Annotated in this window: 12 protein-coding genes; 9 read left to right on the top strand and 3 right to left on the bottom strand. The window is 71.8% G+C overall.

Annotated features, from left to right (window positions below; genetic code table 11):
- Positions 1 to 21: 21 nt before the first annotated feature.
- On the top strand, positions 22 to 1647 hold the full coding sequence (locus tag ACFO6V_RS05860; RefSeq protein WP_377133185.1) for an alpha/beta hydrolase: 1626 nt from the start codon (positions 22 to 24) through the stop codon (positions 1645 to 1647).
- A gap of 90 nt (positions 1648 to 1737) precedes the next feature.
- Here the strand turns inward: ACFO6V_RS05860 and ACFO6V_RS05855 are convergent, their stop codons facing one another.
- On the bottom strand, positions 1738 to 2952 hold the full coding sequence (locus ACFO6V_RS05855) for a pyridoxal phosphate-dependent aminotransferase (RefSeq protein ID WP_377133183.1): 1215 nt from the start codon (positions 2950 to 2952) through the stop codon (positions 1738 to 1740).
- A gap of 148 nt (positions 2953 to 3100) precedes the next feature.
- Between ACFO6V_RS05855 and ACFO6V_RS05850 the strand changes: the two genes are divergently transcribed.
- Genes ACFO6V_RS05850 through ACFO6V_RS05840 form a run of 3 tightly spaced genes read left to right on the top strand, consistent with a single transcriptional unit; the run spans position 3101 to position 7556 of the window.
- Complete coding sequence (locus ACFO6V_RS05850) at positions 3101 to 4081, top strand: hypothetical protein (RefSeq protein ID WP_377133181.1); 981 nt, start codon at positions 3101 to 3103, stop codon at positions 4079 to 4081.
- Complete coding sequence (locus tag ACFO6V_RS05845) at positions 4078 to 5808, top strand: peptidase M16 family protein (protein ID WP_377133179.1); 1731 nt, start codon at positions 4078 to 4080, stop codon at positions 5806 to 5808. Before ACFO6V_RS05850 ends, ACFO6V_RS05845 begins: the two co-directional genes overlap by 4 nt.
- On the top strand, positions 5805 to 7556 hold the full coding sequence (locus ACFO6V_RS05840) for an insulinase family protein (RefSeq protein WP_377133177.1): 1752 nt from the start codon (positions 5805 to 5807) through the stop codon (positions 7554 to 7556). The genes ACFO6V_RS05845 and ACFO6V_RS05840 overlap by 4 nt, the downstream gene beginning before the upstream one ends.
- Positions 7557 to 7571: 15 nt before the next feature.
- Here ACFO6V_RS05840 and ACFO6V_RS05835 read toward each other — a convergent pair whose 3' ends face one another.
- On the bottom strand, positions 7572 to 8042 hold the full coding sequence (locus ACFO6V_RS05835; protein ID WP_377133175.1) for a PPOX class F420-dependent oxidoreductase: 471 nt from the start codon (positions 8040 to 8042) through the stop codon (positions 7572 to 7574).
- Between the two features lie 109 nt (positions 8043 to 8151).
- On the opposite strand from ACFO6V_RS05835, the gene aspS reads away from it, so the two are divergent.
- The 5 genes from aspS (at position 8152) to ACFO6V_RS05810 (ending at position 12985) form a co-directional block, all read left to right on the top strand.
- A complete protein-coding gene (aspS, locus tag ACFO6V_RS05830) occupies positions 8152 to 9945 on the top strand; it encodes an aspartate--tRNA ligase (protein WP_377133173.1) in 1794 nt (597 codons plus the stop codon).
- A 197-nt stretch (positions 9946 to 10142) separates the two neighbouring features.
- A complete protein-coding gene (locus ACFO6V_RS05825) occupies positions 10143 to 10727 on the top strand; it encodes a DUF4190 domain-containing protein (RefSeq protein ID WP_377133171.1) in 585 nt (194 codons plus the stop codon).
- Between the two features lie 140 nt (positions 10728 to 10867).
- A complete protein-coding gene (locus tag ACFO6V_RS05820) occupies positions 10868 to 11464 on the top strand; it encodes a DUF4190 domain-containing protein (protein ID WP_377133169.1) in 597 nt (198 codons plus the stop codon).
- 119 nt (positions 11465 to 11583) lie between these two features.
- Positions 11584 to 12279 (top strand): DUF4190 domain-containing protein, encoded by a 696-nt coding sequence (locus ACFO6V_RS05815; protein ID WP_377133167.1) that lies wholly within the window; start codon positions 11584 to 11586, stop codon positions 12277 to 12279.
- Positions 12280 to 12340: 61 nt separating this feature from the next.
- Positions 12341 to 12985 carry a DUF4190 domain-containing protein gene (locus ACFO6V_RS05810; RefSeq protein ID WP_377133165.1) on the top strand — a complete coding sequence of 215 codons (645 nt, stop codon included), beginning with the start codon at positions 12341 to 12343 and terminating at the stop codon, positions 12983 to 12985.
- Here ACFO6V_RS05810 and ACFO6V_RS05805 read toward each other — a convergent pair.
- Positions 12979 to 14397: an FAD-dependent oxidoreductase gene (locus tag ACFO6V_RS05805; RefSeq protein ID WP_377133163.1), complete on the bottom strand. Its 1419-nt coding sequence runs from the start codon at positions 14395 to 14397 to the stop codon at positions 12979 to 12981. The genes ACFO6V_RS05810 and ACFO6V_RS05805 overlap by 7 nt on opposite strands.
- Positions 14398 to 14489: the final 92 nt, after the last annotated feature.

Raw genomic sequence — 14489 nt, 5'->3', positions numbered from 1 at the left:
TTCACCTGCTTCACTCGGCACATGATCCTGCGCTCGACGGCGTCGCGCCGAGCACGCGCGACCCTCGCCCCAGTTCTTTCCCTCCTCTTCGTCGGCTCGCTGGCGGTGGGCGCGGTGCCCGCCCAGTCGGCGACCAAGACCTCACCGTCAGCCGGGACGGCTACCGCTGACATTCCCTGGACCACGTGCGCGAACGAGGCTGCTGCGGCCTTCGACTGCGCCACGATCGAGGTCCCCTCCGACTACGACGAGCCGCAGGGGCCCACCACCACTGTCGCGGTGACCCGCCTGCCCGCGCTGGACCAGGAGAACCGCATCGGCAGCGCGGTGGTCAACTTCGGCGGGCCCGGCGGCCCGGGCGTGGCGACCCTGCACGGCATCGGCCAGGGGCTCTTCGACGCGTCCGTCCGCGAGCGCTTCGACATCGTCAGCTTCGACCCGCGCGGCATCGGGATGTCTGATCCGACCACATGCTTCCCCACGCTCGAGGACGAGCAGGAGTTCATGGCGTCGAGCCTGATCCTCCCGCAGGACGCGTCGGAGAACTCCCGGTTCGTCCGTGAGGCGGCGACGCTCGCCAGGGGCTGCACGATCTTCGGCGGCGACCGCCTGGCGACGGCGTCGACGGCCAACGTGGCCCGCGACATGGACGTGCTGCGGGAGCGGCTGGGCGAGGACACGCTCACCTACGTGGGCTACTCGTACGGCACGGTCCTTGGCGCGACGTACGGGAAGCTCTTCCCGGACAACGTGCGCGCGATGGTGCTCGACGGCACGCTCGACCCCCGGGTGTGGACGGGAGACGCGGGCGGCAAGCTCTTCGGCGACCGGATCCGGCAGGCGGAGGGCGCCAGCGAGACCTACGCCGAGTTCGTGCGGCTCTGCACCGAGGCGGGCGAGCGGTGCGCGCTCAACGGCCTGGGGGATCCTGCTGAGGTCGTCGAGGGCGTCTACGCGGCGCTGAAGGAGCAGCCCGTCGAGCTCCCGACGGGCCCAGGGACCACCATGACGTTCGGGTACGGCCACCTGGTGGGCCAGATGTTCTTCACGATGTGGGACTCGGCGGACTGGGAGAGCCAGGCGGCCTTCGTCGCACAGCTCGCGCTCATGACCGGCGTCGCCCCGTCGACGAGCGCCGAGGCCACCCGGGGCTCTGGCCCGTCGATCAGCGAGCTGCTGCGCCGCCTCGGTATCTCGGAGGACTACCAGTCCATCGGTGGCCAGGTCGGCCCCGTCTGCGCGGACGCCGACTTCCCGGGCCGCGTGTCGTCCTACCCGGGCAAGGTCGAGGCGCTCAACGAGCAGTACCCGCACTTCGGGCTGTTCCGCGGCTGGCTCGGCATCCAGTGCGAGTTCGTCCCCGTCGACGACGAGGACGCGTACGCCGGCCCGTGGGAGCAGACGACGCAGCAGCCGGTGCTCGTGATCGGGACCCGGTTCGACCCGGCCACGAGCTACCACTTCACCGCGCCGTACGCCTCCCTGTGGCCGGACGCCCGGGTGCTCACCGTCGACGGCTGGGGACACACGACGATCGGCCGGAGCAACTGCGCCGACGCGGCGATCGCGGACTACCTCGTCACGCTCGAGGCCGACGACGGCGCGGTGTGCGAGCAGGACCTGGTGCCGTTCGCACCGGCCGGCTGACCGTCGTATCCGCGAAGTAGAGCGCCTGTCCGGGTCTCCTGGCAACAACAAGGAGACCCGGACAGGCGCTCTACTTCGCGGGAACGACTTTCAGGCCCGCAGGGTCTCCAGGTGCTCGGCGATCCGGCCGATCGCCTCGGTGAGGACGTCGACGTCGGGCAGCGTCACGAGGCGGAAGTGGTCGGGCTCCGGCCAGTTGAACCCGGACCCGTGCGTGACCAGGATCTTCTTGTCGCGCAGCAGCCCGATCACGAAGGCCTCGTCGTCCTTGATCCGGTACACATCGGGATCCAGCCGCGGGAAGCAGTACAGCGCCCCGCGCGGCCGCACCGACGTGACGCCCGGGATGTCGTTGAGCAGCTTGTCCGCGAGCATCGACTGCTCGTAGAACCGGCCGCCGGGCACGATGAACTGCTCGATCGACTGGTAGCCGCCCAGCGCCGTCTGGATGGCGTGCTGTGCGGGCACGTTGGCGCACATGCGCATGTTCGCGACGAGGGTGAGGCCCTCGAGGAAGTCCCTGGCCCGGTGCTTGGGGCCAGAGATCATGGCCCAGCCGGACCGGTAGCCGCAGACCCGGTACGCCTTCGACAGGCCGCTGAACGTGATGCACAGGACGTCGTCCGCGGCGAAGGTCGCGGTGTGGTGGTGCGTGGCGCCGTCGAACAGGATCTTCTCGTAGATCTCGTCGCTCAGGAGGATCAGGTCGTGCTTGCGGGCCAGCTCCGCGAGGCCCTTGACGGTCGACTCGCTGTAGACGGCGCCCGTCGGGTTGTTCGGGTTGATGACGACCAGTGCCCGGGTGGCGGGAGTGATCAGCGACTCGATGTTCTCCAGGTCGGGGTTCCACCCGTTGGACTCGTCGCAGAGGTAGTGCACCGGCCTGCCGCCCTGCAGGCTCACGGCCCCGGTCCACAGCGGGTAGTCCGGCGCGGGGATCAGCACCTCGTCGCCGTCGTCGATCAGGGCCTGCAGCACCAGGCTGATCATCTCGGAGACGCCGTTGCCGATGAAGACGTCGTCCACGCGCGTGTCGAGGCCGTGGGTCTGGTAGTAGTTCGCGACGGCCGTCCGCGCCGAGTAGATGCCCCGGCTGTCGCTGTACCCCTGTGCGTCGGGCAGGTGGTGGATCATGTCCGCCAGGATCGCCTCGGGCGCCTCGAAGCCGAACGGCGCCGGGTTGCCGACGTTCAGCTTGAGGACCTTGTGCCCCTCCGCCTCGAGCCGGTACGCCTCCTCGAGGATCGGACCCCGGACGTCGTAGCGGACGGACTTCAGCTTGCGGCTCTGCTTGATCTCTCGCACCGGCTCATGCTCTCAGACCGCACGGCCGACGTCGTACGAAGTTCACCCGGGCAACCAGCCGGTTCCGGCCGGACGGGATCCGCCGCGCCAGTAGCCTCCGGTCGGGCGGTGACGCCCCCCAGTACTCGAGCACCCGGACAGGTAACTCATGGCCACCACACGTGACGCGGCACCGACCGCCGAATTCTTCGACCCCTGGGCACACCTGCCCGACGGCGCCGCGCTGCGAGCAGCCTGCGAGACGGGCGACGCCGCCTCGGCGCTCGCCGTCCTGCGCGGCCTCACCAGGAACGACGACCTCCTGGCCACGCTGTGGACGATCGCGGGCCACGCGGTCGGCAAGGAGGGCTCCCGGCTCACGGAGGCGATCGAGGCGGCCGACGACGGCACGCCGCTCGCGCGTACCCTGCGCGCGCTCAGGTACGTCACCGAGGGCTGGGAGGCCCGGTCGCACGCCCAGGCGCAGTTCGTCTCCGCGAGCCAGTTCGAGCAGTTCCACGACTGGCTGCGGCGGGCCGAACGGATCCTGTTCGACGTGTGCTCGCAGCACCCCGGCTACCTGCCTGCCTGGGAAGCCCGGATCACGACGTCCCGCGGACTCGGCCTCGGGGTCGGTGAGACCCGTCGCCGGTACGACCGGCTGGCCGCTCTCGACCCGCAGGTGTTCGCCGCGCAGCAGGCCTGCCTCCAGCAGATCGTGCCCAAGTGGGGCGGCTCGTGGGAGCAGGCCTCGACGTTCGTCACGGAGTGCGCCGCACAGGCCGGACCGGGATCGCTCGGCCACCTGCTCGTGGTCGACCTGGCGATCGAGCGCTGGGTCGACGGCGAGAAGACCGTCCCGCCGGCGATGATCGACCGGGTTCGCCAGGCGGCGACGCAGTCGGTGTGGAACCCCCACCACGTGCCGAGCGCGATCACCCCGACCGCCCACGCGAACCTCGCCCTGTTCTTCTCGCTGGCCGGAGTGCCGGCGGATGCGTGGCTGCACTTCGCCGCCGTCGGACCGGCACCCGTCGAGGGCATGTGGGGGTACTACAACGCACCCGAGCAGATGTACCGCAGCCACCGTGACACCGCCGCCAAGGCCGCGGCGAAGGTGGCCGGCGGCCCCACGGGCGCACGCGCATGACCGCCGTCACGCTCCCCGACCTGTCCGAGTTCCCCGGAGTCACCCTTGCCGAGGCCGACGGCGTGCCGGTGCTCCTCGCGCCACGCGAGGGCAACACCGGCGGCGGCATCATCTTCCGCGTCGGCTCGGCGCACGAGACGCTCGCCACCGCGGGGATCACCCACCTCATCGAGCACCTCGCCCTGCGCGACCAGGTCCTCAGCGAGGCGCACCTGAACGGGCAGACGCACGCGGACGTCACCCTGTTCCACGTCGGAGGCTCCGCCACCGACGTCGTCACCTACCTGAACGACGTCTGCTCGGCGCTGCGCGCCCTGCCGGTGGACCTCATCGACACCGAGAAGGACATCCTCCGCTCCGAGGCCGCAGGGAAACACCGCGGGTTCGGCGCACGACTCCGGATCAGCAGGCACGGCGCTCGCGGCTTCGGCCTGGCCGGGTACGGCGAGCGGGGCCTCGACCGGATCACTACCGACGAGGTGCTCGACTGGGCGTCCACGTGGTTCACGCGGGAGAACGCCGTCGCCTGGGTCACGGCGGACGCGCTGCCCGAGGGCCTCGACCTGAGGCTGCCGGCGGGTGAGCGGATGCCGCCGCCGGTCCTCACGGACGTGCTCGGGACGGGCCCCGCCTACCTCACCGGCCTGGAGGACGGCGTCGCGCTGGACACCGTCGTGCCCCGCGGCACCGCCGGACGACTGACGTCCCGCGTGCTCCGGGAGGTGCTGCACCGCGACCTGCGCGGCACCGCCGACATCGCGAGCACCATCGACGTCGACCACGACTTCCTCGACGCGGAGCACGCGCGCCTGTCCGTGGTGGTCCAGGGCACCGAGGGGCAACAGGGCGCGGCCGCCGGAGGCCTGGCCGACGCGCTGAGCGGCCTGCGGTTCCACGTGACCGACGAGGACCTGGCCGCGGCACGTGCGGGAGCCGTCGAGGAGCTCACCGAGGCCGCGGCGGCGCCCGCGGCGGACCTCCTTCCGGGGCTGGCCCACCGCATGGTCACCGGGCGCCCGCTCGACGGACCGGAGCGGATGCGGGAGCAGGTGGTGAGCGTCACGGCGGACGACGTCCGTGCCGTCGCCCGCGAGGCGTGGGGGAACGCGCTGTGGTTCGGCCCGGTCGACATGGACTGGGCGGGGATCGACCCCGCGGCCAGCTGGTCGGCGCGGCGCGCCGAGGGCCGTAGCTTCCAGCGCATCGACGTACCGGACCTCTCGCTCGTCCTGGCAGCCGACGGCGTCGGGACGGTGACCCCTCAAGGCGCCGTCACCGTCCGGTTCGAGGACTGCGTGCTGCTGGAGACCGTGCCCGACGGCGCCCGTGCGCTCACGGGGGCGGACGGGTTCCGGATCCTGATCGAGCCGACGCTGTACGGCGGACTGGACCCGGCGGCGGTCGCCGCGCACGTGGACCACCGCGTCCCGCCGGACGTGGTGGTGCACCTGCCCGCGCGGGATCCGGACGACATCCCGGTGGCGCGGCCGCCGGCGAAGGAAGCCGTTCCACGCGTCAAGGCCGACGCCGGACCACGCTCGGTCCTGGCGACGGTCGGCTTCGTCCTCGGCCTCTGGGTGGCGGGCGTGGTCGTGCTCGGCGGCGGTCAGGTGTTCCTGCAGGAGGCCTTCGACGTCAACATCCGGCTGGGCTTCCTGCCCCTGCTCGCCCTCGGCTGGGCGACGTACGGCCTCATCAAGAAGCGACACCCGAAGGAAGACCGATGACGACCGACGCGCAGACCCGCCCGCGCGAGCTGTACGCACACCGGCCGGGGCGGGCGACGGGCGGACTTGTGTTCCGGGTCGGGTACGCCGACGAGACCCTGCCCACCAGTGGCACCACTGCTCTCGTCGTGGCGCTCGCGCTCCGTGCGGTCGAGCGACCGGGACTCGACGTCGCCGCCTCGGTGGGCCCCACCGTGACCGAGGTGCGGGTGAGCGGGTCCGAAGACCGGATACGGACCACGCTGCGCGACCTGTCGCGCGCCCTGGCGGACCTGCCGGTGCGGCACCGCGGGACCGAGACCCGTGCGCTGCGGGAGCGCGCGACCGACGGCGCCGTCCTGCCGCCCTGGCGATACGGGCTGCAGGGCTACGGCCTCGGCCCCGGCGAGTACACGGGGCTGTACCGGGCGACCGACGAGCACCTGCGGGCCTGGGCACGCGAGCGCTTCGCCGGCTCGAACGCCGTCGCCTGGTTCACCGGGGAGACCGCGCCGGACCTCGACATTCCGCTGCCCGACGCCATGGGCGCGGCGGCGCTGCTGCCGCCGCCCGTCCACGGTCTGACGCAGCAGCTTCCCGCCGATGCTCCCGCTGGCGGGACGCAGGTGCTCTGGGACGCCCTCGTGCCCGACGTGCCGGCAGTCGCCGTGCTCGCGGAGGTCGCCCGACGGGCGTTGTTCAAGAACCTGCGCCACGACCGCGGCTGGACGTACGACGTGTCCACGTCGGTCGACGTCCTCGACGGCGAGCACGTCACGCTGCAGATCGCCGCGGGACTGCGTGGGGAGACCGCCGCGGCGGCGACCGGCGAGTTCCTGGACACCTGGGGGCGGCTCCGGTACGCCGTCGACGCGGACGAGCTGGAGGCAGCACGCGCGCACCTCCTGGTCGCGTTCGACGAACCGCACCGGGAAGCCGCCTGGCTCCCCGACGACGCGGTCCGGACCCTGCTGGGCCGACCGGTCCCGACGCCGGCCGAGCGCCGCGCCGCGATCGCCGCGGTGACCGCCGCCGACGTCATCTCGCTCGCGCACCAGGCGTGGGACTCGGGGCTGCTGGTCGCACCCGTCGGACAGGGCTGGGCGGGCACGTCGCTCATCACCCGCGGTGCGGGCGAACCCGTTCCGGGCCGGGCCTTCGAGCGCATCGACGCCGACGCGACGATCGTGGTCGGCGACGCCGGCGCCACGCTGCGCGACGGGCGGACCCGGACCACCATCCGGTTCGACGAGACCGCCGCACTCCTGGTCTACCCCGACGGAGGCAGGCTCCTTGTCGGGCTCGACGGCGCGCAGGTCCCGTTCGAGCCCACGCTGCACGACGACCTGAGCGCACGAGGCGTCGCGGAGCTCGTCGACCCGAACCTGCCCGCGGAGCTGGTGATCCCGGTGCCGCGCCAGGAGGCCCCGGAACGGCCCGGCAGCGACCAGATCCAGCGGGTCGAGCAGGCACGCATCGAACGCCAGGTCGAGGAGGGCACGCTCACGGGCAGCAACCGCGAGATGGCGGTGGCCGTCGGGAGACTGGCGTTCGTCATCCTGCTCGGCCTGGTGCTGCTCGCCGGGGCCGGCGGCACGATCCTCTGCCTCGCGACCCTCATGGCCTGGGCGGGGGCGTGGCCGGACGGGCCCTGGGAGGTACCCGCCCTCGTGGTCCCGGCGGGCCTGGTCTCCGCCGGCGTGACCTGGCTCTGCTATCGGAAGATCGTGCGGCTGGGGGACGCGGCGGGTGACGGGGCGAACCGCTGACGGCCGACGGGCAGGTCAGCTCTCCGCGAGTCGCGCGGGGAACCCGCCCGTCGCGATCGGCCCCCAGCGCTCGATCGTGATCCGCACTATCGACTTGCCCTGCTCGACCATGGCCGCGCGGTACTCGTCCCAGTCGGGGTGCTCCTTGCCCGCGGCGGCGCGGAAGTAGTCGACGAGCGGCTCGACCGACTCCGGGATGTCCAGCACCTCGGCGGTGCCGTCCACCTGGACCCAGGCGTCACCGAAGTCCTCGCCCAGCGCCATGAACGACGCCGCGGGCCTCGCCTTCAGGTTCCGTACCTTGGCCCGCTCCGGGTACGTGGAGACGACGACGCGACCCTGCGGGTCCACGCCGTAGGTGACGGGGCTGAGCTGCGGGGCGCCGTCGGCCCTGCTGGTCACGAGGATCCCGTTGCGGCGCGAGCGGAGGAACTCCAGCAGCTCGTCACGGGTCACGGTCGTGTTGGTCGCGATAGTCCTGGGCATGAGCGCCAGGCTACGCCGGACCACCCACACCCCGGCCGACGGCGCCAAGGAGCCGCGACGGTGACTAGAATTCTCGGGACCCTCACCCCCACGCTGGAAGGACCTCTCAGTGCTCCGCACCAACACGGCCGGCTCGCTACGAGCCGAGCACATCGGCCAGACCGTCACTCTCACGGGCTGGGTCGATCGCCGCCGTGACCACGGAGGAGTGGCGTTCATCGACCTGCGTGACGCATCGGGCATCGCCCAGGTGGTCATCCGGGACGAGGAGATCGCCCACCCGCTGCGCGCGGAGTACGTGCTGCAGGTGACCGGTGAGGTCGGACGCCGCCCCGAAGGTAACGCGAACCCCAACCTCGCCACCGGCGAGATCGAGGTCGTCGCGACCGAGGTCGTCACGCTCAACGAGTCGGCCCCGCTGCCCTTCCAGGTCTCCACCGCGCTCGCGGACACCGAGGTCATCGGCGAGGAGGCGCGCCTCAAGCACCGCTACCTCGACCTGCGCCGGCCGGCTCCGGCCGCCGCGCTGCGCCTGCGCTCGAAGGCCAACCAGGCCGCGCGGCGCGTGCTGGACGCGCAGGACTTCGTCGAGATCGAGACGCCGACGCTCACCCGGTCCACCCCGGAGGGTGCTCGCGACTTCCTGGTCCCGGCCCGCCTGGCGCCCGGCTCCTGGTACGCCCTGCCGCAGTCGCCGCAGCTCTTCAAGCAGCTGCTCATGGTCAGCGGCATGGAGCGCTACTACCAGATCGCCCGCTGCTACCGCGACGAGGACTTCCGCGCGGACCGGCAGCCGGAGTTCACGCAGCTCGACGTCGAGATGAGCTTCGTGGACCAGGACGACGTCATCGCCCTGGGGGAGCAGATCCTGCAGGCCCTGTGGGCCCTGGTCGACGTCGAGATCCCGACCCCGATCCAGCGCATGACGTTCCACGAGGCCATGCGCCTGTACGGCTCGGACAAGCCCGACCTGCGCTTCGGCAACCCGATCGTCGAGCTCACCGACTTCTTCGCCGACACGCCGTTCCGCGTCTTCCAGGCGGAGTACGTGGGCGCCGTCGTCATGCAGGGTGGGGCGTCCCAGCCTCGTCGCCAGTTCGACGCGTGGCAGGAGTGGGCCAAGCAGCGCGGCGCGCGCGGCCTCGCCTACGTGACGTTCTCGGAGGAGGGCGAGCTCGGCGGCCCGGTCGCCAAGAACCTGTCCGACGACGAGCGGGCGAACCTCGCGAAGGTCACCGGCGCGGAGCCGGGCGACGCGGTGTTCTTCGCCGCTGGCAAGACCACTGACTCCCGCTCGCTGCTCGGTGCCGCGCGCGTCGAGATCGCGCACCGGACCGGCCAGATCGACGAGGACGCCTGGGCCTTCGTGTGGATCGTCGATGCGCCGCTGTTCAAGCCGGCCGGCGAGGACGACGACGTCGACCTCGGCTCGTCCGCCTGGACCGCGGTGCACCACGCCTTCACGTCGCCCACCCCCGAGTGGGTCGACAGGTTCGAGGAGGCGCCCGGCGACGCCCTCGCCTACGCGTACGACATCGTGTGCAACGGCAACGAGATCGGTGGCGGCTCGATCCGTATCCACCGTCGTGACGTGCAGGAGCGCGTCTTCGAGGTCATGGGCATCGGGCAGGAGGAGGCGCAGGAGAAGTTCGGCTTCCTGCTCGACGCCTTCGCGTTCGGCGCCCCGCCGCACGGCGGCATCGCGTTCGGCTGGGACCGCATCGTCGCCCTGCTGACGAAGTCGGCATCGATCCGCGACGTCATCGCGTTCCCGAAGTCGGGCGGCGGCTTCGACCCGCTGACGGCGGCCCCGGCGCCGATCACGCCCGAGCAGCGCAAGGAGGCCGGCGTGGACTTCAAGCCCGAGGCCGCAAAGCCGGTGGCTGCCACCACCACGGCATGACAAGAGGTACCTGACCGAGGTATCGAGGCCCTGGCCGGAGAGATCTTCTCCGGCCAGGGCCTCGGCCGTGTCACGTCCGTGGGCGCGATACCGGGCCTGATCCGCGTGTTTCCCGGGCGCGCCCTGTCGATCACTGGTTAGGTGGAACCGGGGCGCCGGTCCCGGCACCCCGGGACACAGACCTGGAAGGTGGCCTCATGACCGAGAACGCAGGCGGCACACCGCGCGATCCTCAGCAGGACCCGGAGACGCAGCCCACCCAGCCCCTGCCGGAGTCGTCACCCGGCGCTGAGCCCCCGGCGGGTCCAGCGGATCCGGACCGCACGGAATCCTTCGAGCGCACGGAATCCTTCGAGCAGAGCGGTGCTACGGCGCCCTACGGGCAGCCCGCCGTGAGCACGCCCTACGAGCAGCCTGCTGACCCCGCGCCCTACGGGCAGCCCGCGGCCCCGGCCGCCCCGCAGTACGGGTACACGCCCTCGCCGCCCAAGAACGACCTGGCTGTCTGGTCGCTGGTCACCGGAATCCTCAGCTACGTGATGTGCCCGATCCTGCTCGGCGTCGCCGCGATCATCACGGGAACCATGGGCCGCAGGGCCGCCGACGAGGGCCTGGCGGACAACCGCGGCATGGCCACCGCCGGCGTGATCCTGGGCTGGGTCAACATCGGGCTGTCGATCCTCGGCATAGTGCTCTTCTTCATCCTGCTGAGCGCCGGACTGCTCGCCGGAGCCTTCGGCGAGTGGAGCGACGTGAACGACATGAACGGCTATGGCTACTGACACCTCGGCCCGCACGGGGCCGGGCAGATCTCTCCGGCCAAGGGCGTGTGTTTCACGTGCTCCGGACGGCCTCCGACCTGTAGGTTTGGCCTCTCTCCGCCGGTTCAGCCCCGGCACCACGCAATCAGAAAGGCAGCACGATGACCCAGCCTGACGGCGGCCAGTCGCCGTACGACCCGCCGCAGCAGCCGGAGCAGGGCCAGCCGGCCACACCGCCGCCGGGCTCGGTTCCCGGGCAGCCCGCGCCGTACGAGCAGCAGCCGTACGAGCAGCAGCCGAACCAGCAGCAGCCCTATCAGCAGCAGTACGAGCAGGCGCCGGTCTACGCGCAGGGTGGGCAGCCCGCGCCGTACGGTGCCGCGCCGCTGCCGAAGAACGGCCTCGGCGTGTGGTCGCTCGTGCTGGGCATCCTGGCCGTGCTCGGCTGCGGCCTGCTCACGGGTATCGCCGCGATCATCACGGGTCACAAGAGCCGCAAGGCCCAGCAGGAGGGCCAGGCCGACAACGGCGCCATGGGCCTCGTGGGCATCATCACCGGCTGGGTCGGCATCGCGTGGACCACTGTCGTGTACGGCTTCCTCATCGCCGGCGCGATCACGCTGGCCACGACGGCCAACGACCCTGCCTTCCAGGAGCAGATGGACCAGATGGAGCAGGAGTACGGCGACAGCGGTCAGACCATGGACCCTGAGCTCGAGGAGCTCATGGACGAGCTCGAGAACCTCGAGAACAGCTGATACACCCGTAGCCGGTCAGCCCGCCGCATCCGAGGTGATAACTTCTCGGTCGCGGCGGGCTGACTCGTCGTCTTGCGTCCGCGCCGCGTGGCGCGGCTGAGCCTGGAAGGCAGCCCCCGATGACCCAGCCCGACGACGGGTACGTCCCCCACGACCCGTCGAACCAGCCGGCTGTCCCGCAGCCGCCGGGGGACCAGCCCCCGTCTCCGCCCGTGCCGCCGCCCGCTGATGCGGTGTCCGCGCATCCCGTGCAGCACCCGTCGGACCAGCCGTTCCAGGATTCCCCGGGTCCGGCTGCGCAGTACCCGACCGGCCAGCAGACCTCCGGTCAGTACCCGGCGGGTCAGTACCCGACCGGGCCGCAGCCGACGGGTCAGTACCCGACGGGTCAGTACCCGACGGGTCAGTACCCGGCCGGCCAGTACCCGACGGGCCAGTACCCGACCGGCCAGTACCCCTCCGGACAGCTGCAGCCGCACGCGCCGCAGGGTCAGGTGCAGTACCAGTACGGCCCGCCGCAGCAGTACGGTTACGCGCCCCCGCCGCCGAAGAACGATCTGGGCGTCTGGTCCCTGGTGACCGGCATCCTGAGCTGGATCCTCTGCCCGCTCGTCCTCGGCATCGTCGCGGTCGCCACCGGGAACGCCAGCAGGAAGGCGATCCGGGACGGCCTGGCGAACAACACCGGTGCGGCGACGGCCGGACTCATCCTCGGCTGGATCAACATCGCCTTGTTCGGCGCCGGGATCCTGGTGTGGCTCGGCATAGTGATCGTGGGGCTCCTCGGAGCGGGGCTCGCGGTCTCCCAGACATGAGTCCGATCAGATCGCTGGCCATGGAGCACGCCCTGGCACCCCGCACGTGGAAGGCACGAGCATGACCCAGCCGGACGAGTGGAAGTCCCCGTACGAGCCTCCGCGGGAGAACACCCCAGGCCCCGCCCCTGACCAGGCTCCGACGCCGGACCAGGCCCCCGCGCCGGACCAGGCAGCGGTACCGCCCCCGTACGGACAGCCGTACCCGGACCTGCAGCAGCCCGCGCCGCCCCAGCCCTACCAGCCGGGGCCCGCCGAGCAGCAGCCGTTCTCCCAGCAGCCGTATCGGCAGCCCTATCAGCAGCCGTATCAGCAGGTCGGCTCGCCCGGGCCGTACCAGCCGCACGCGGGGCAGTACGGAGCTCCCTACGGGTACACCGCCCCCGCCGAGAAGAACGCGCTCGGCGTGTGGTCGCTCGTGCTGGGCATCCTCAGCGTCGTCATGCTGTTCACCTGCTTCGTCGGCTTCCTCGCGGCCATCCCCGCGCTCATCACGGGGTACATGAGCCGCAAGGCCAACAAGGAGGGCCTTGCCGACAACCCCGGTCTGGCCCTCGGTGGCATCGTCACCGGCTGGGTCACCATCGGGCTGACGGTTCTCGGCGGCATCGGCCTCGCGATCCTGGTCAGCATCCCGGAGTTCCGGGAGGGCTTCTCCGATGGCTTCAACGGCTCCTCCAGCTACTCGGACTACTCCGACTACTGACCCCTGGCCGCCGCGACGTAACCGTCGGGGCGGACCAGCAGGGTCGTGGCGCCGCCGTCGGCCCTGCGGACCACCACGCGCTCGGCGAGGTCTACCTCGCCGAGCGCGCCGGGCAGGTCCGGCGTCGGCGCACCCGCGGGGGCGACCAGGACGAACCGGCCAGCGCGCAGCGCCTCGGCGAGGCGCGAGCCGCCCTCCAGCGGCAGGTCGCGGGCCCGCGACCCGACCAGCGGGTGCGCCCCGCGCGGGCTCCGGTACGCGACGCCGAGCGCGGACACGGTGAGCGCGGCCCGGCGCCGGATCGGGGCGACGTGCGACACGACGCCGATCACGGATCGGCGCACGACCGCGAACAGCGGTCCCGGGAGGGTGGCCACCCGCAGGATGCCGCCGCTCGCCCGCAGCACCTGCTTGCCGACGGGGTGCCGCTCGGCCTCGTAGCTGTCGAGGACGGCGGCCCCCGCGCCGTCGGGCAGCCGCAGCGCGGCGGCGAGCTTCCAGCCCAGGTTCGCGGCGTCCTGCATGCCCGTGTTCATACCGAGGCCGCCCGCCGGGCTGTGCACGTGGGCGGCGTCGCCCGCCAGCAGCACGCGGCCCTCGCGGTAGGTGGGTGCCTGCCGCTCGTCCGCGTGGAAGCGGGACAGGAAGCGCGGGTCGTGCATGCCGAAGTCGTCCTTCAGCGTGGCACGCGCGATCGATCGCACCTCGTCGAGGTCGACCGGCTCGTCCTCGCTGACGTCGCGGTTGCCGTGCCAGCCGATGAACCGGTACCAGCCGTCGCCGAACGGCGCGAGGAAGCCCAGCGAGTTGTTCTCGGCCGAGACCGTGATGAGATCGCCGGGCTTGCGGGCGAGCCGGACGTCGGCCAGGACCATCGAGCGGATGACGGCGCGGCCCGGGAACGGGATGCCGACAGCTCCCCGCACCGCGGACCGGGCGCCGTCGGTGCCGACCACGTACGCGGCGCGCAGCGACGACCCGTCGGCGATGGTGACGGTGACGCTCTCGGCGTCCTGAGTCAGGCCCGTGACCTCGGCGTCGTGCCGGAACACGGCGCCGGCCTCCTCGGCCCGCCGGCGCAGCAGCCGCTCCACCTCGTACTGCGGAGCGATCAGCACGTACTGGAACCGGGACGGCAGGTCCGCCAGGTTGATCGTGAGGCGCTGGAAGAGCTGGAGGCTCCGGACCGGCTGGCCCTTGGGGAGCAGCTCGTCCGCGAGGCCTCGCGCGTCGAGCACCTCGAGACTGCGGGCGTGGACCGCGAACGCCCGGGTGAGGTTGCTCAGCCCTGCCGGACGCTTCTCCAGCACGGTGACGCGGGCTCCCGCGGCGGCGAGGTCTCCGGCGAGCAGGAGGCCGGTAGGCCCCGCTCCGACAACTATGACGTCCGTGTGCATGGCATCCGTGTTCATGGTGTCCTCCTCGGCTGTCCCGCCGGCAGCTGTTCCGTCGACGGCCGTTGGTGAACGCGTGTTCGCCAACGCTTGTTTGCCAACGCTTGTTG

Origin of the sequence: Promicromonospora alba, from assembly GCF_042654905.1 — a bacterium.
Classification (GTDB): Bacteria; Actinomycetota; Actinomycetes; order Actinomycetales; family Cellulomonadaceae; genus Promicromonospora; species Promicromonospora alba.
This window is presented reverse-complemented; position numbering and strand designations above follow the sequence as displayed.

What these genes read in the sequence shown, in the direction of transcription:
- ACFO6V_RS05805 (WP_377133163.1), bottom strand. Translation starts at nt 14,397, where the DNA reads ATGAACACGGATGCCATGCACACGGACGTCATAGTTGTCGGAGCGGGG.
- ACFO6V_RS05860 (WP_377133185.1), top strand. Translation starts at nt 22, where the DNA reads ATGATCCTGCGCTCGACGGCGTCGCGCCGAGCACGCGCGACCCTCGCC.
- ACFO6V_RS05845 (WP_377133179.1), top strand. Translation starts at nt 4,078, where the DNA reads ATGACCGCCGTCACGCTCCCCGACCTGTCCGAGTTCCCCGGAGTCACC.
- ACFO6V_RS05815 (WP_377133167.1), top strand. Translation starts at nt 11,584, where the DNA reads ATGACCCAGCCCGACGACGGGTACGTCCCCCACGACCCGTCGAACCAG.
- ACFO6V_RS05840 (WP_377133177.1), top strand. Translation starts at nt 5,805, where the DNA reads ATGACGACCGACGCGCAGACCCGCCCGCGCGAGCTGTACGCACACCGG.
- ACFO6V_RS05835 (WP_377133175.1), bottom strand. Translation starts at nt 8,042, where the DNA reads ATGCCCAGGACTATCGCGACCAACACGACCGTGACCCGTGACGAGCTG.
- ACFO6V_RS05850 (WP_377133181.1), top strand. Translation starts at nt 3,101, where the DNA reads ATGGCCACCACACGTGACGCGGCACCGACCGCCGAATTCTTCGACCCC.
- ACFO6V_RS05825 (WP_377133171.1), top strand. Translation starts at nt 10,143, where the DNA reads ATGACCGAGAACGCAGGCGGCACACCGCGCGATCCTCAGCAGGACCCG.
- ACFO6V_RS05820 (WP_377133169.1), top strand. Translation starts at nt 10,868, where the DNA reads ATGACCCAGCCTGACGGCGGCCAGTCGCCGTACGACCCGCCGCAGCAG.
- ACFO6V_RS05810 (WP_377133165.1), top strand. Translation starts at nt 12,341, where the DNA reads ATGACCCAGCCGGACGAGTGGAAGTCCCCGTACGAGCCTCCGCGGGAG.